This window comes from Pirellulales bacterium, from assembly GCA_019636335.1.
In the GTDB taxonomy this organism is placed as follows: domain Bacteria; phylum Planctomycetota; class Planctomycetia; order Pirellulales; family JAEUIK01; genus JAHBXR01.
Window position 1 is genome coordinate 163,347 of record JAHBXR010000010.1, and the last position, 16,588, is coordinate 179,934.

At 63.9% G+C, this 16,588-nt stretch carries 13 protein-coding genes; 8 read left to right on the forward strand and 5 right to left on the reverse strand.

Going from position 1 to position 16,588, the window contains the following annotated elements; translation table 11 throughout:
- Positions 1-159 precede the first annotated feature (159 nt).
- The 4 genes from KF708_12115 to dxs all read left to right on the forward strand — a co-directional run bounded on the left by KF708_12115 (position 160) and on the right by dxs (position 4,900).
- Positions 160-1,233, forward strand: a complete 1,074-nt coding sequence (locus tag KF708_12115) for a methyltransferase domain-containing protein (protein ID MBX3413425.1) — start codon at positions 160-162, stop codon at positions 1,231-1,233.
- 157 nt (positions 1,234-1,390) lie between these two features.
- Complete coding sequence (gene xseB, locus KF708_12120) at positions 1,391-1,780, forward strand: exodeoxyribonuclease VII small subunit (GenBank protein ID MBX3413426.1); 390 nt, start codon at positions 1,391-1,393, stop codon at positions 1,778-1,780.
- 304 nt (positions 1,781-2,084) lie between these two features.
- Complete coding sequence (locus tag KF708_12125) at positions 2,085-2,981, forward strand: polyprenyl synthetase family protein (protein ID MBX3413427.1); 897 nt, start codon at positions 2,085-2,087, stop codon at positions 2,979-2,981.
- Positions 2,981-4,900, forward strand: a complete 1,920-nt coding sequence (dxs, locus tag KF708_12130; GenBank protein ID MBX3413428.1) for a 1-deoxy-D-xylulose-5-phosphate synthase — start codon at positions 2,981-2,983, stop codon at positions 4,898-4,900. Before KF708_12125 ends, dxs begins: the two co-directional genes overlap by 1 nt.
- Before the next feature lie 78 nt (positions 4,901-4,978).
- On the opposite strand, the gene KF708_12135 is transcribed toward dxs, so the two are convergent.
- From KF708_12135 to KF708_12145, 3 genes are all read right to left on the reverse strand, one after another.
- Complete coding sequence (locus tag KF708_12135; GenBank protein MBX3413429.1) at positions 4,979-5,746, reverse strand: hypothetical protein; 768 nt, start codon at positions 5,744-5,746, stop codon at positions 4,979-4,981.
- Between the two features lie 633 nt (positions 5,747-6,379).
- The gene (locus KF708_12140) at positions 6,380-8,056 is read right to left on the reverse strand and encodes a CocE/NonD family hydrolase (protein ID MBX3413430.1); all 1,677 of its coding nucleotides are present in this window, start codon (positions 8,054-8,056) and stop codon (positions 6,380-6,382) included.
- Positions 8,057-8,295: 239 nt separating this feature from the next.
- The gene (locus KF708_12145; GenBank protein ID MBX3413431.1) at positions 8,296-9,192 is read right to left on the reverse strand and encodes a TIM barrel protein; all 897 of its coding nucleotides are present in this window, start codon (positions 9,190-9,192) and stop codon (positions 8,296-8,298) included.
- Between the two features lie 280 nt (positions 9,193-9,472).
- Between KF708_12145 and KF708_12150 the strand changes: the two genes are divergently transcribed.
- The 4 genes from KF708_12150 to KF708_12165 all read left to right on the forward strand — a co-directional run bounded on the left by KF708_12150 (position 9,473) and on the right by KF708_12165 (position 14,335).
- Positions 9,473-11,695 carry a TIGR03790 family protein gene (locus KF708_12150; GenBank protein ID MBX3413432.1) on the forward strand — a complete coding sequence of 741 codons (2,223 nt, stop codon included), beginning with the start codon at positions 9,473-9,475 and terminating at the stop codon, positions 11,693-11,695.
- A 162-nt stretch (positions 11,696-11,857) separates the two neighbouring features.
- Positions 11,858-12,301, forward strand: coding sequence for a tRNA adenosine(34) deaminase TadA (tadA, locus tag KF708_12155; GenBank protein MBX3413433.1), 444 nt, complete (start codon positions 11,858-11,860; stop codon positions 12,299-12,301).
- Positions 12,302-12,434: 133 nt separating this feature from the next.
- Entirely contained in the window at positions 12,435-13,481 is a 1,047-nt protein-coding gene (locus KF708_12160) for a glycosyltransferase family 4 protein (GenBank protein ID MBX3413434.1), read from the forward strand.
- Positions 13,478-14,335, forward strand: a complete 858-nt coding sequence (locus tag KF708_12165; GenBank protein ID MBX3413435.1) for a DUF1570 domain-containing protein — start codon at positions 13,478-13,480, stop codon at positions 14,333-14,335. The genes KF708_12160 and KF708_12165 overlap by 4 nt, the downstream gene beginning before the upstream one ends.
- Before the next feature lies 1 nt (position 14,336).
- Here KF708_12165 and KF708_12170 read toward each other — a convergent pair whose 3' ends face one another.
- Both KF708_12170 and KF708_12175 read right to left on the reverse strand, forming a co-directional pair.
- Positions 14,337-15,890: a DUF447 family protein gene (locus tag KF708_12170; GenBank protein ID MBX3413436.1), complete on the reverse strand. Its 1,554-nt coding sequence runs from the start codon at positions 15,888-15,890 to the stop codon at positions 14,337-14,339.
- 28 nt (positions 15,891-15,918) lie between these two features.
- The gene (locus KF708_12175) at positions 15,919-16,584 is read right to left on the reverse strand and encodes an aminodeoxychorismate/anthranilate synthase component II (GenBank protein MBX3413437.1); all 666 of its coding nucleotides are present in this window, start codon (positions 16,582-16,584) and stop codon (positions 15,919-15,921) included.
- Between the last annotated feature and the right edge of the window lie 4 nt (positions 16,585-16,588).

Genomic DNA, 16,588 nt, shown 5'->3' on the forward strand with positions numbered 1-16,588 from the left:
TCCCTCGTTCGCCTTGCGCCGACCGCCGCGTCGCGGCTCATCAAAATGCCAGGTGCGACACTTCGATGCTTGCACCCAGCACGACGGAACAGACTCGTGCTGCCTTGCAGTGGCGGCGAAAGGAGAGGATCGACATTGGACCCAGCAGCAGAACCACGCATGGATCGAGCTCGGCGAACGGCTCAGGCGGTGCTCGATTACTGTTGTTGTCCCGAATCCGGTGGCCCGCTCGCGTCCATCGAGCACGATGGCCACACGCTGGGCTATTGGTGCCATGACTCGCAGTTGGTCTATCCGGCCACAGACGACATTCCCTTGCTGTTGCCGTCGTCGGCCCGCAATGCCGAGGTCGAGTTGCCCCTGATCGAGCAAATTTCCGCGCAGGCAGGCAGCGATGCCCCCTTGCAGTCTGCCTGCCAGCGCACGCGCGAAGTGCTGGCCACCCGGGCCGGCCAGAAGAGCTGGGAGTGGGAAGACGAGGAATACTGGAATCAGCAATATGCCGAGCAGCTTGCGAACGACATCGAGCTGAATTGGAACGACCGCCTGTGGGAGCGCGACGATCTCGTGGCGCAGGTGCTGTCCGAAACGTCTCTGGCCGGCAAGTGCATCGTCGAAGTCGGCTGCGGCGAAGGCCAGAATTTCCACATGCTGTTGGCGCCCCATTGCGATGCCAGCACGCTCTACATCGCCGCCGATATTTCGCTCGCGGCGCTCAAGCTGAACCGAGCGCGCAACCCGCATAAGAACGCCCTCTACTTGCTGGGCACGGCCGATCGTCTCCCGCTGAAGCCGCGCAGCGTCGACCTGATGACCTACTTCGGCATTTTGCACCATTCGCCCGCCAAGGCGGCCACGCTCTCGCAGAATGCCGAAACGTTGCGGCCCGGCTCGTTCATACTGCTGGCCGAAGCGATCGATCGCCCCCACTTGGGCAAGCTGCTCCCCGGCTTTCTGCGCGACGTTCACGCAATGAGCGCCCACGAGGAACGCGTGCCCGAGGATTCGCTGCAGGACGAAATGCGCCGCCTGGGCGAAATCCTCATTCTGCGGCGCGAACATTCCATCTTCCGCACGGTCGCATTCCGCGCGACCGGTTCGCTGCTCCGGCGGAACCGCACCTGCTACGAAACGGCCGCCGTGGTGGATCGCAACGTCGTCCGCACGCTGGGCCGCGCGCTCCCCTGGTTCGGCGCCGGCACTGTCATTGCCTTGCTCAAGACGCCGGGCTGAGACCGTGGGGACACGGGTGTGTTCCGCTTGGCAAGCGATGGCGACTTCGGAATGGCACCCGTGCCAGCGGCTCTCGCACCTTCGCGCTGTCCATCGGCGGAGGTAGAACACCTGCTGCTACCACCGTCAAAACGACTCGCGGAAACTGCGCAACGTCATGGCTTCACAGAAACCTCTACCCGCCGCCGAACCGCCCCGCTTCGAGGAGGCCCTTGGCCGGCTCGAGGAGATCGTCCGCGAGTTGGAAGAGGGGGAGATTGGGCTGGCCGAGTCGCTGGCGCGCTACGAAGAGGGGGTCAAGCTACTGCGGCAGTGCCACACGCTGCTCGAAGGAGCCGAGCGAAAGATCATGCTCCTCTCGGGGCTCGACGCCGAGGGGAACCCGGTGGTCGTCCCGTTCGATGAGGAAGAGGCCCTCTCGCTCGAAACCAAGGCCCGCGGCCGCAGTCGGCGCCGTACGGCCAAAGCCGACGATTCGGCCGAATCGCCCCGTCGCAAGCCCACCCTAGCCGAAGAGCCCTGCGACGAAGGCCCGGGCCTGTTCTGAGCCTTTCGTAGGGTCACGTATCCCGTACGCGACCACGAACGGCCAACAAGCAGGGGACGCCCGGAGCGACCCGGCTTCCAGGCCGATCTTGGGAGGCAGCTTTTCAGCCTCGCGACCGTCGCCTAGAATGAAAACCATAAGTGGGGCACGAACTTATGGGGTTCGAACTGCTGGCGAACGTGGGGTTCTGGGGGGGGCCTCTCTTTTCCATGGACGCTGAAATGCGGGACCGGCGTTACGGGCCGGACCGCATCCGCGGTTAATCTCACGTTCCGAAGCACGACCCGATTCACGCCTGCCGTCGATGGTCCAGATCGAACCTCAGTTCCCACAGCTCGTCGACGAGTCGCGTCAAAAGATCGAAGCCGCGCTCGCGCGCTGCTGCGAGTTGGGCCCCGACTGTCCGGCACAGCTCGCCGAGGCGATCCATTACAGCCTGCTGGCCCCCGGCAAACGCCTGCGGCCCTTGCTGGTGGTGCTGGCCGCCGAGGCCTGCGGCGGCACGCTCGACGCGGCCTTGCCGGCGGCCTGTGCGGTCGAAATGATCCACGCCTACTCGCTGGTCCACGACGACCTGCCCGCCATGGACGACGACGATTTGCGACGCGGTCGTCCCACCTGCCACAAGGTCTACGGCGAGGCGCTGGGCATCCTCGTGGGGGACGCCCTGCAGGCCCTGGCCTTCGAGACGATCGCCCGCGACGTCCGCCAGCCGGCCGTTGCCGCGCGGATGTGCTACACGCTGGCCACCGCCGCCGGCCCCGCCGCGCTGGTCGGTGGACAGGCCGATGATTTAGCCGCCGAACAACAAGGCGTGGCCGATCTGCCCACGCTCGAGGCCATCCACCGTCGCAAGACGGGGGCCCTGCTGCGGGCCTCGCTCGCGCTGGGGGGACTCGCCGCCGAGGCGACCGACGAGCAACTCGCCGCGCTCGACGAATATGGTCGGGCACTCGGCCTGGCGTTTCAAATTACGGACGACTTGCTCGACGTGCGGGGGAACGAAGCCCAACTGGGCAAGCGCGTCGGCAAGGATTCTGATCGAGGGAAGTTGACGTTTCCGGGCTTGCTGGGCGTGGAGGAAAGCGTCCACCAGGCCGAGGAGCTCGTGCGCGAGGCGCGTGCCGCCCTAAGCCCCCTGGGCCCGGCCGCGGCGCCGCTCGAAGCGCTCGCGCAATACGTCGTGGAAAGGGACCGGTGATGGATCTCCTGTCGAAAATCGATTCGCCGCTCGACCTGCGCAAGCTCTCGCTGGCGGAGCTCGAACAACTGGCCAGCGAGATGCGCGATGCGCTCTGCAATCTGGTCAGCAACCGCACGGCCCACTTCGCCTCGAACCTGGGCGTCGTCGAGCTGTGCCTGGCGCTACACACCGTGTTCGACTTCCGCCGCGACCGATTGATCTGGGACACCGGGCATCAGATCTATCCGCACAAGATGATCACCGGCCGCTTCCACGAGTTCGGCACGATGCGCACCAAGGGGGGCCTGATGGGCTACCCCAACCCGAACGAGAGCGAATACGACCTGTTCATGACGGGTCACGCCGGGTGCAGCGTCTCGACCGTGCTGGGGCTCAAGTCGGGGGATGACCTCGTCCCCGGCCAAAGCGATCGCCACGCGGTAGCCGTGATCGGCGACGGCGCGTTCCCCTCAGGGATCGTCTTCGAGGCGATGAACAACGCCGGCGGCCTGAAGAAGAAAATGACGATCATCTTGAACGACAACAAGATGTCGATCTGCCCACGCGTCGGCGGCGTGGCCGAGTATCTCGACCGCCTGCGGATGGCCACCTTCTACACGGGCATCAAGCACGAAGTGAAGCGCATCGTCGAGAGCGTGCCGGTCGTCGGCGCGCCGTTCGAGCGTTTCCTCTCGCAAGCCAAGGACTCGATCAAAGCCGGCCTGCACGGCGGCATGCTGTTCGAGGATCTCGGCATCCGCTATATCGGCCCGGTCGATGGCCACAACATCGGCCAGTTGTGCAAATACCTGGAGATGGTCAAGGACTTCGACGGCCCCGTCCTGCTGCACGTGGTGACCGAGAAGGGGCACGGCTTCAAGCCAGCCGCCGAAGATCCCGTCTTCTTCCACACGCCGGCCCCCTTCGAACGCTCCGACGAGATGATCGTCTCGATCAAGAAATCGTCGTCGCGGGCCTACACGGCCGTCGCCAGCAGCGCCATCCACACCGCCATGGCGCGCGATCCGCGCGTCACCGTGATGACCGCCGCCATGTGCCAGGGCAATCAGCTCGAGCAGGTGCGTGAGGATTACCCCGACCGCTTCTTCGACACCGGCATCTGCGAGTCGCACGCCGTGGCGTTCGCCGCCGGCCAGGCGAAGGCGGGCTTGCGGCCGATCGTCGACATCTACAGCACCTTCCTGCAACGCAGCTACGATCAGATCTTCCAGGAAGCGGCGCTGCAGAACCTGCCCGTCACCTTCCTGCTCGATCGCGCGGGCCTCACCGGACCCGACGGTCCCACGCACCACGGCATGTTCGACCTGGGCTACATGCGATTGTTCCCCAACATGGTCGTCATGGCCCCTGGAGACGAAAACGACCTGCCCGCCATGCTCGACTTCGCGCTGGCGCACAACGGCCCGGCGTCGATCCGCTATCCCAAGGCGAACGTCGAAAAAGTCGAACGCACGCCGGCGCCGATCGAACTGGGCCGTGCCGAGGTGATCGACTGGGGCGCCGACGGCATGCTCATCGCCTGCGGCACGCAATTGGCCAGTGCCGCCAAAGCGGCCGAACGGCTCCGCGCCGAAGGGCTCGACGTGGGGGTCATCAACGCCCGCTTCGTCAAACCGCTCGATACCGAAACGATCCTGCGGGCCATCCGCGATGCCTCCTTCGTGCTGACGATCGAGGAAGGGGCGTTGCAAGGGGGCTTCGGCAGCGCCGTGCTCGAAGCAGCCGCCGACGCCGGCCTCGACGCCAGCCACGTCCGCCGCTTGGGCGTACCCGACCGCTTCATCGAACACGCCGAACGAGGCGAGCTGCTGGCCGATCTGGGCCTCGACGCCGAAGGCATCTACCGCGCGGCCATCGCCGCCGCCGAACAGTGCGAGCTGGTGAAGAACCCGTCGCGCGGGCGACGGATTGGGTAGGAACGGCGATTCTCAGCATTGCGCTTAAGGCGCTCTCTATTGCTAGGCGCACAAAATCTGCGAGTAACTCCCTTTGCGTTATTGATTCCAGTTGGCTGGAATCTCCGTGGTGAAGTTGGGTTTCTCGATGTAGAGGCCCGGATCGAATGAGAGTTCCAAGAATTCGTCCGTGGCTTCGTCCTTGACGGGGCCATGTAGTAGTCTGAGCCAGCCGCTACGGTCATCGGCCACGCCTACCGAAGAAGGCGAAGTCAGATAGCCGACTAACTTTGATGACTTATCCGGTGCAGAGTAAACGCGGCATGCATAACGGATCCATCCATCGCGCTTGTTCGTAGCCGCACCGCCTTGTAATACGTCTCTTGGCACCCAGCCACGATGCGATTCGCGGAGAAAATCAGGTTGAGTCACCTGAATCTTGGCCCAGTCACCTTTCGATTGCAAAACGGTCACGGTCACTGATGAATCCACTGACAGATAGTGGATTTTGCCAAGCTTATCGGTTGCTGTTTGATTTACCTTGCGTTCGTAGTCAGGGCCGGGGCCGGAGCGTAGTTCGCACGATCTTACAATGTCATATTCCCCAGCCAATACCGGCGAAGAGGCAACGAGTGGCACTTCGATCCATGCTTGATCTTCCGCTGAAAGTTTCTCCAGCGGTAACGTCACGCGAGATCCGTCTCGCTTCTCTAATGTCACTTGCCTGAACGCCAAGCCCGCAAACTTGGCTTCGGTCTTGTGCTTCCCCGTCGCATCGACCCACGTTCTGTATTCAGTCTCGATTGAGGATTCCGATGCTGCGGTTATGCCGGCAGAATCGGCGTCTGGCTCATCATCCGAAACCATGACCGGTTTCGATTCCGCTGCTGTGGTTGCTGCCGATGGCTGGTAGCGTATTGGTGGCGCACTTGCAGTGTTCGATCCTCTATTGGCGGCAATCGCGCCCAGCGCAATTAGGAACAACCCGACGCACACTACGGGGACCGCGACAAAGGCGACCAATCGGCCGACAGTGCTACCGCGATAGCCGCACGTTTGACAACGCCAGCCGCCAATCTTGATGGACGCAAGAATCCAGACGGGCAACCAGAACCCGCAAAGAAATAACGTCACCAACAGATGGATAAGGTGATTCGTACCAGGCCGTGCCCACAAAGTTGATTTCTGGCAGATCCGACAGAACTTCGAAGTCTGGTCCAGTCCCATAGTTGCCCCCTTGCCGCGTATCAGATTGCAGGAACAACCAGGGTAACAAGAGGGTATCGACGAAGCAATCGAACCTAGGGCAACGGCGTTGAACTGATTGACTTGTAGATTACGCAGCCAGTTTGCCACTACGCCAGCCGGTCAAGCGCTCGTGCTTCCAGTTCGGAACACATCCGTTAACAAACCCACGCCGAGCACAAGCAGCAGTATTCAATTAAAAGATCGTCGCAGGAGTCGCATGACGCCGTCCACGAATCTGCCTACGACGTCGATCTATTCCACCACCGGCAGCACCAGTGCTGTTGGGTGATCGGCGTCGTGGTGGATCGTGTTGTGCGCCACTTTCGGCGGCAGCTTGTTCGAGCCGGGGGCCTCGCCCGTGTTCGGGTTTACCTCGAACCGCGGTGCGTTGCTCGATGTGATGTGGACGGCGATGCGATGCCCCGCCTCGAACGTGTTCGCCGTGCCGCCGAGATTCACGCGGATCTGCGTGGGCTTGCCCGGCTCCATCATCTTCACCTGCCCCGCCTCGCGTCCCTCGCGGTAGCGCGTGCGGACCGGCGCGTCGAGCAGCAGGGCCTCGTAACCGTCGGGATAGACATCGACCAGCTTGACCATGAAGTCCGTGTCGGGCGCGTCGGTCGAGCAGTACAAATCGACATAGACCGGTCCGGCGATCTTCAGGTCTTCCGCCAGCGGTGCGGTCTGGATCCGCAAATAATCTTCGCGCTCGCCGACCTCGCGTTGATCGAGGGGGCCGATGTCGAGCGAGAGATTGGCGCCGCCGATCGTCGGCACGGGCTTGGCCGGATCGTAGGCGTAGGTCGTGGCGCTGCCGGCAGCGGTCGGCTTCTCGGTCACCAATCCGTGCGGGTTGGTGAGGTAATACGTTTTCGGCGTCGCTTCGAGCGGCCAGTTCGCCGCCGTTTGCCAACTGTTCTTGTCGGAAAAGGCCTTCTTCTGCGCGCCGGCCATCTGGTAATACTGCACCGGCGGCTCGCTCATGATGCCGTTGTCTTCACCCTTCAAGTGATAGTCGAACCAGCGAATCTCATCCTTCAAGGCGCCGAGCAGGCTGCCGCCGTCCTTGTACGACAGCCCCTTCAAGTTGCCGTGTCCGAAGGGCCCCATCTTCAGCTTTTGCTTGCCGCGGGCGCCTTCGGCGCCTTGATTTTGCAGGTAAGCAAAATTGCCCTGCGTGCCGACCGAGAAGATGTCGTACCAGCCACCGACGTGATAGATCGGGATGCTGATCCTGGAGCGATGATAGATCAGATCCATGCGGTGCTCTTCTTCCGTGTTTTCAATCGCAGCACGACGCTCCGGCACTTGATCGAGCGCGTCCTGATTCTTGAGCCAGTTCACCGTGTCGGCCTCTTTGAAACAGCCGCCGATGAAGATCGCCTCGTTCCAGAAGCACTCGGGGGCCACGATGACATAGGCGGCCTTGAGCGCCGGCGGTTTCTCACAGGCGGCGGCCAGCGACGTGATGCCCATGGCCGAGGCGCCCGACATGCCCACGTTGCCGTTGCACCAGTCCTGCTGCGAGACCCACTCGATCGTGTCGAAGCCGTCGACGCGGTCGGTTTCGAAGGGCCGGTAGTCCCCTTCGGAACGGAACTTTCCCCGTGTGTCTTGGATGACGAACACATAGCCCGCCGCCGTATAGCGCGGCCAGAGGGCGCTGAACTGACCGTCTTTGCTATAGGGGGTCCGCGTGACGATCACCGGCCAGGGGCCCTCTCCCTTCGGCTTGAAGACGTTCGTCGCCAATTTCACGCCGTCGCGCATCGGCACCATCACCTCGGTGGCGCCGCGAACGACGTCGGGCTTCTTGGAATCCTTGGCTGCTACTTGCTGAATAGCGACTGGGGTCGACGCAAAACCGGCCAGCAGGGCCAGGCTGAGCGTCAGAAGCAACGTGAAACGGCGGCGTGAGGCAAGAGTCATGACCTGGGCTTCCCGGTGAGGGTGCTGGGGTAGGGGAGTTGGTATCTAGGTTATTACCGGTCGAAGGGATGCTGAGTTTCGTCTTGGCCACGTTCCGCAGACACTCGAACACACAGGCCGGCAGCCTGTGCCACTTGTCTGTTTTACGCTTGAGGGCCGTTCATCAAGCAACGACCCTTCCCTGAATTCCTTCGCGTCTTAGCGGTAAATCTGCTCCGCGCCGCGGTGTCACCGGCTGGCTACCAGAGATCGGCCTGCGCCACGGCCCGGGCGGCGGCCAGTTCGTCGGTCTTGGGACGCAACTCGAGCCCCACGTAGCCCTGGTAGCCCAGATCGTAGGCCTGCTTCAACACGCGGTTGTAGTACACCTCGCCGGTGCCTGGCTCGTTGCGGCCGGGGTGATCGGCGAGTTGCAGATAACCGACCTGATCGAAGCCCTCCTTGAGGCGCCCGCAGAGATCCCCCTCGCTGATCTGCATATGGTAGAGATCCCAATTGATCTTCACCATCGGAGAGTTCACCTCGCGGCAGATGCGGACCGCCGCCTCGCTGCCGTAGAGACAGTGTCCTTTGTGATCGACACGGATGTTCATCGGCTCGAGAATGAGCATCACCTCGTGCTGCTCGGCGATCGGAGCGGCCAGCTTCAGCCCGGCGATAATGTGCTCGTGCATCTCGGCCTGGGTCATCCCCTTCTGATCGTCGCCACCGACGACGGTCATCTTCTTGCAGTTGATCTTCTTGGCGACCGCGCAGCTTTCCTCGATCTCTTGGACGAACTTCTCGTGGTTCTTGGGATCGTTCAGGCCCGGCCGGAAGCCCCACGCGGTAAACTGCGCGACCTCAAGGCCACGCTCCTGCGTAATCCTGTTGATGCCGTCCAGATCCTTGCCACGCCATGGCCAGAATTCGACGGCCGGAAAACCGTAGTCGGCCGCCTTTGCAATCCGTTCGAGAAAGGGGAGCTTACCCCACCACATTTCGACGTTGACGGCGAACTTCGTGTGCGGCGTGCGACCCAGCGTGCTGGGGTCGAGATCGGCCTGGGGGGCCTCGTCGGCGGCGCGGGCAAGCGTCGCGCCCGAGGCCAACACGGCGGTCGAGCCCAAGAACGTACGGCGATCGAGCATAGACATAAGCGTGGGCTTCCCTGGTTGAATCGGCCGCGACCGGCGAGAATGTGCCGGATTTCACGGCTCGCGCGATTATAGCCACCACAGAAACCGACTGTCCAATTCGAGCCAGCGAACGCCGCGTCCCAAGATAATCGTCCGGCATTGCTGGCTCGTCCTGCGGGAGAATGGCTCGCGCTACTACACCCCAATGGAAGAGGGGCTTAAGATCGAAGAAGGACGCACCGAGCCGCGCTCGCTCGGCTCTCCGCTTGGCCGCCCCGTCTCGCAGGATATCCCTGGCATGCATTGTCGCCGCGCGACTCGCTGGAACTTGCTCTGTCTGCTCTGCACGCTCGTCGCCCTCTCGCTGGGGATCCGACCCGCCCGAGCAGGGGGCGGCCCCGAGAATGTCTTCGTCGTCGTGAACCCCCACAGTTGGGCTTCGCAAACGATCGCCAACTACTTCATCTTCCTCCGGGCGATCCCCCCCTCGAACGTGATGATGCTTCCCTGGGAGGGGCAGCTCGACGAACCGATCAGTGTCGACCTGTTTCGCGACCAGATCCTCGAACCGATCCTGACCGAAATCGACAAGCGCGGACTGGCGCAGCAGATCGACTGTATCGCCTATTCGAGCGATTTCCCCTACGAGGTCGACACCAGCCCCGATCTGCGTAACTCCACGGTACCAGAACATCTGCTGCCGGGCGCTTCGCTGACCGGCCTGACCTACTTGTCACAGCTCGTGGCGGCCAAGCAGCCTTACTATCTGATGCTCGACGTGAATCGCTACGCGGTCCTGCCCCCCAAGACCGATCCGACGCCCCCGTCACAGGCCTTTAGTTCCCAAACGGCGTTTCCGGCGGCGAGCAATGCGCGCGCCAAACAACCGCTGCAGTACAAGCTGTCGACGATGCTGGCGGTCACCAGCGGCCGGGGCACTTCGATCAGCCAGGCGACGAACGATCTCCTGCGTGGCTACTACGCCGACGGGACCCATCCCCAGGGGACGATCTACTTCGTGCGCAACAACGATCCCCGCTCGACGACTCGTTCTCCTCGTTTTCAGGCGGCGATGGACGACCTGCGCAAACTGGGCGTCAAGACCGAAGCGATCAACGGCACATTGCCGATCCGGAAGAACGACGTGATGGGCCTGACCACCGGCGCCGCCACCTTCGACTGGAGCGCCAGCGGGAGCACGATTCTGCCCGGGGCGATCTGCGACAACTTTACGAGCACCGGCGGCCGGCTGCGCGAGAATGGCACGCAAACCTCGATGGCCGAGTTCCTGCGCTATGGCGCCAGCGGAAGCTGCGGCACCGTGATGGAACCGCGGACGATCGAGGCCAAGATTCCTCTCGCGACCGTCCACGTACACTACGCGCGTGGCTGCTCGCTGGCCGAATCGTTCTATCAGTCGATCGGCGGACCGTATCAACTCTTGATCGTCGGCGACCCGCTCTGCCGCCCCTGGGCGAACCTGGCTCAGGTGGGCGTGACCGGTTTGCAAGTCAACGAACAAGTGAAGGGGACCATCGAGCTGACGCCGGCCGCCCGGCCCTCTGCTCGCAAAGGCGATGTCCCGGCCGACAAAGAGGAGACGCCGCAGGAATACGCCGTCGAACGCTTCGAGTTGTTCGTCGATGGCAAGCGTGTGGCTCAATGCCAACCGGGCGAGAAGCTCACTTGGGATACCACGGCCACGAGCGATGGCTATCACGAAGTCCGCATCGTGTGCATCGAGGCGGGGGCCATCGCGACGCAATCGCGCTGCGGCATCCCCTGCTACGTCGCCAATCAGGGTCTCGCCTGCGAGATCAAATCCTCGGCCACGAAGTCTGTCCCCCACGGAGACAAAGTCACCCTCGAGGCGCACTCCCCGGGCGCTTCGCAGATCGATCTCTATCACGCCGGTGGGCTGCTGGGCAATGTGCCGGGCGAGAATGCCTCGCTCGAAATCGACACCGCACAGTTCGGACTCGGTCCCATGCACGTCTGGGCGGTCGCCCAACACGCCGGCAGTCCACCACCCGGCATCGCGTCCGCCCCCTTGCGACTCGATATTGAAGCTCCGGCCACGCTGCCGGCGATCTCGGTGCCCGCCGAGGCGCGCTTCGCCGCGGGAGTCTTACTGACGCGCGAGGGAGCGAGGCCTGCCGTCGTGAAAGATACGCTCGACCCCAATTGGCTAGCGGCGCAGGGATTGAAGGCGCAGGAACAGTTCAAGCTCGACGGGTACTGCGACGTTCCGGCCGACGATCTCTATCAATTGCAGGCTGGCTTCGTGGGCAAGCTGAAGATCACGCTCGACGAGCAGGTCGTGCTCGATACCTCGACCGATCATGCCTCCCCCCTGCAGATGATCCCCCTCAAGCTGGCCAAGGGGCTGCACCATCTCGTGGTCGAAGGAGAGTGCGGCGCCACGGTGCGGTTGGAGATTCGTTTCGGCAACGTCGGCACGTGGCGCATCGGCGAGCGCATGTTCACGCATCTGCCATCGACGCCCGCGACAGGTAGCTAAACGCGCCCGTCGTCCCTCGAGGCAGAACCTGCTGCGGCAGTCCACGGACTGTCGTGCCCCGGCACTCGGTTGGTACGAGCAACACGGGCGCCACGGCGAAAGTCCGGGCTAAAAGACCATGTCGCAGCTTAAGTGGGAGTAGTTGTCTTGCACGAACATTTCATGCAACTGGCGTATCGCGAGGCTATCTGCGCCTTCGACGAAGATGAAGTGCCGGTCGGCGCCGTGGTCGTACACCACGATCGGATAATCGCCGCCGCGCATAACCAGCGCGAGCAACTCCGCGATCCGACGGCCCACGCCGAGATGATCGCCATCACCCAGGCGGCCGAGGCCCGCGGCGGCTGGCGGCTCGACGATTGCCTGCTCTACGTGACCCTCGAGCCGTGCCCCATGTGCGCGGGCGCCATCATCCAGTCGCGCATTCCCTGGGTGATCTACGGCGCACGCGATCCCAAGGCAGGGGCCGTCGAATCGCTGTACAAACTGCTAGCAGATCCGAGATTGAATCACACCTGCCAGACAGTGGGGGGCGTGCTAGCAGCCGAATGCGGCGAGATTCTGACGCGGTTTTTCCGTCAGCAGCGCAGCCTGGGCAAGAAGTAGCCGCGTCGGACGTTGCCGTCCTAAGCCCTTTGCCCTTCTGCGGTTCTAGGGCTTTCGCTAGAATCCCGCCCCCCGCTCGAACGGCCGAGGTCGAGCGGCGCGAGTCATGGACGACACGGCGGAGATGTAGGCCATGCGGGCATTGGCCCTGATCGAGGCCCCCAACCACGTTTGCTATCGCTACCGGATCGAGGCGTACGCCCCGGCGCTGGCCGCGCGCGGCTGGACGCTCGAATCACTGCCGCTCGATCCGCAGACATTCGCCCGCAACCGTCAGTTGCGCGAAGCCGCCTCCTACGACGTCGTCATACTGCAGCGCAAGTTGCTGCCGTTGTGGCAACTGCGCCTGTTGCGCAAGGCCGCGCGCGTCCTGATCTACGACTTCGACGATGCGCTGTTCCATCGCGACAGCTACGCCCGCAAAGGTCCGTCGAGCGTCACTCGGCTCGCACACTTCTGGGCCACGATCTACGCCGCCGATGCGGTGATCGCGGGCAACGCCTACCTGGCCGAACAGGCCTCGGCCTACGTCGTGCCCGAGCGCGTGCATCTGTTGCCCACATGCGTAACTCCCAGTCTCTACTCGCCGGCAAGACACGAGCGCCGCGGCGCCGCGGCGCGTCTGGTCTGGATCGGTCAGCACAGCACGCTGCCTTGTCTCGACCATGCCTCGGAACAACTGTCCGCCGCCGCCGAGCAGCTTCCCGGCCTGCGGCTGCACGTCGTGTCGAATCGCTTTCCCGTGATCCAGGGTCCGCGCGTCGTCGAACGTCCCTGGTCGGCCATGACCGAAACCGCGGAACTAGCCGGCTGCGATATCGGTATCAGTTGGCTGCCCGACGATCCGTGGAGCCGGGGCAAGTGTGGACTGAAGGTATTGCAATACATGGCGGCGGGCTTGCCCGTGGTGGCCAATCCGCTGGGCATGAACCGCGAAATGGTCCTCGAGGGCCAAACCGGTCTGCTGGCAAGCACGCCGCGTGAATGGGCCGCCGCCATCGCCCGGCTGGCCAACGATCCGGCCCTTCGCGCGCGCTTGGGAGCCGCCGGGCGCCGCCTCGTCGAAGAACAATACTCCGCGCAATCTTGGGGCGAACGCTTTGCCGGGCTGCTGGAGCAGGTGTGGCACGATTCGCACCATCCTTCGCCGACGGCGGAACTCTTCGAGCCGGTTTCATGAGCTTCTCGCCCGGTCGAGAGCACCGACGTCCCCCTACTGCCCGTAGCGGCAGACGTTCGCGCGCCGCGCTGCACGGCCTCGTCTCGCTCGCCCTGGCCGCCGCCGGATGCCACGCGCTCAACACGAAGCCGGCGTCGACCTTGCCGTTGCGCCGCGAGCACGTGCGCGACCAACTGATCATCCACAGCGACTTCGACATGCCGGAACGTCACCGGCTGGTCGAAGAGCTCTGCGCGCAACGCAGCGATCTGGCCGTCAAACTGATGCTGCCCACCTCGGACGAGCCGATCCACGTCTACCTGTTCGACAAACCGAATGAATTCTCGGCCTACATGCGTCTGCACTATCCCGAGTTGGGGCCCCGCCGCGCCTTCTTCGTCGAAGGAGATACGCGTCTGGCGGTCTACGCCCAGTGGGGCGATCGCGTCGCCGAGGACTTGCGGCACGAAGTCGCGCATGGCTATCTGCATGCCGTGGTGCCGAACCTGCCCCTCTGGCTCGACGAAGGCCTGGCCGAATACTTCGAGGTGCCGCGCGGCACGCGGGGCGTGAACCGCCCCCATGTCGAGGCCTTGCTTGCAGAACGGGCGGCCGGCACGTGGAGCCCGTCGCTGCAACGGATCGAAGCCATTCACGAAGCGGGACAACTCCAACAGCGCGACTATGCCGAGGCCTGGGCCTGGGTCCACTGGATGCTCGAATCGACCCCCGAGCGCCGCGAGCAGCTCTGCCGTTACCTGCAGACGCTCCGTCAGTCGGGCGTGGCCCCCCCCTTATCGCTCGCCATCGGCGCCCGTTCTCCCCAGGCAGAGCAGGAGCTCGTCACGCACCTCGAGTGGCTCCGCGGCCAATAGGTTAGACGAATTCGACCTTCGCGCCGCCGACATTCGGTGCGGCGATGACATACTCGGCCTCGCGCCATTCCTGCTTCGTGCGCAGCCCCGCGACGATGGCTTGCGCCTCGTCGTCGTGAGCCGCTAGAGCAAATATGGTCGGGCCCCACGAGCTTTGACCGACGCCCGACACCCCCTGTTGACGGATCGTCTCGACGAGCCGCTCGACCTGCTCACCCGCGAAGGCACCCCCTTGCGCCGCGGCAAAGCATTCGCCGGCCCTGCGATTGTAGCGATAGAGCGCTTCGCCGAACGTTGTCAAATCGCCGCTGGCGGCCGCCGGCAACATTCCCAACAAAATCTCGCGGCAAAGACGCTCGGTGGTCGAGATTGGCACGGCGGGCAACGTCTCGAAGGCATGTCGTTCGGCGTCTCCCGCCATGCCTGGGGGATGTTGAGGCGTGACCAGGACGAAACGCCATTCCGCTGGCAACGCGATCCGCGATACGAGCGGCGCCAAGACTTCGTCCGCAAGCTTGCCGGCCTCGACGATCAGACCGCCGCCGAGAAAACCGTACACGCCAATGGCCGAGCGGAGTCCACGCTCGACCATGGCCGCCAAGTCGGCGGCAGCAGGCAACGGCCTTCCGGCAAACGCGTGCAAGGCGGCCGCCACGGCCAGCCCCAACTGCGTCCCGGTGCCCAAGCCAATATGCTCCCCTGGCTCGCGCACGAGTCGCAGGCGGCAAGGCGGGATGTCAAACTTTCCACGCCGCACGACCCGCGCCGCGAACTGCTCGATCCGTGCCGCCAGCGGTCCCGTCGCGGAAAACGCGGCGGCCGGTTCGAGCAAGAGTTCCAAGCCAGGGCGATCGATCATGGCCCCCATGCCGCCAAACTGGCGCGAGCGAGTCTCTCCGAAAGAAAGCAGACCAAAATGAAGCCGGCTCGGCGCCACCACGCGCACCGACTGCCCCACGTGAGTCGCTTTGCCCGCAGCCGTTTTTTCCGCGACGTAGGACCGCAACAGCTCGAATGCCCGTTGTTCCGCGGCGCCGCCGGTCTTGTTGACGACGATCGCCAGCCGGGCCAATTCTCCCTCGATCTCGGCCGCCGGCAAGACGTGAACGCGGGTCGCCAGGATCGCCCCCTCGAGCACGGCGTATCGCGCGCGATGAAAACCGACGAAATCGCGACGCCGACCTGCCTGCGTGACTTGTGCCTCGATCGTGACGCGCTGCCCCGCTTCGTCGATCGCTTGCACCTCGAAGGCATACCACCGGCAGCAGTCGGTCAGGACGTGGCAAACTCCGTCCGCAGGCGGCAAGTACCGCGGTGCCTGCTCGAGCCGCCCGATCGCGGCGCGGGCGAGGAACTCGACGTCATCGACCACGTGAAAGACGCCGCGACCGGTACGACGCAAGTTGGCAAACGTCGTCGAGTCGGGAAACGGTCGCAATTTCAAACGCGTGATGTCGCCGCTCGTCGCCGCGCGGTCGTCGATCGTCGGGCCCATCGGTGCGACATTCACCGAGCCATCGGCGTTTTCGGTGGTAACGATGCCCTCGAGAATCAACGCGAAGCTCCGCCGGCGTTTCACGCCGCTAGAAGGTCACCGGGTGTTGCGGCAACACGAAGGGGGCCGGCGCCGTTTCTGGCCGCTCGTCGCGCATCGCGGGGCGCGGGCTGCGCGATGCGATCCCGCACGTCTGCAAATAGGCCGCCAGCAATTCGTAACCGTGCTCAGTAAGGATCGATTCGGGGTGGAACTGTAGTCCCACCAGCGGCAACTCACGATGCGCGAGCGCCATGACGGCGCCGTCGGTCGTCGTCGCCGTTATCTCCAACTCTGCCGGCAGCGTCGCGGGATCGACCACCAGCGAATGATAGCGTCCGACGACCAGCGGGTTGGGCAAGCCGGTAAAAATGCCCCGTTCGCCGTGGCGCACTTGCGAGGCCCGACCATGTACCGGTTCTCTCGCGCGCACGATGTTCGCGCCGAATGCCTCGGCGATGGCTTGATGTCCCAGGCAGATCCCCAGGATCGGCAGCTCCCGGTACAGCTCGCGCACGAGGTCGAGCGAACAGCCCGCTTCGCGCGGCGTGCAAGGACCGGGAGAAAGCACCACCACGGCAGGACGCAACCGCCGCACGCCGGCGACATCGATCGCGTCGTTCCTGACCGCGTGCGTCGACTGACCCAACCGCTCGAAGTAGCGCGCCAGGTTGTGGACGAAGCTATCGTAGTTATCGATCAGCAGAATGGACATGCGA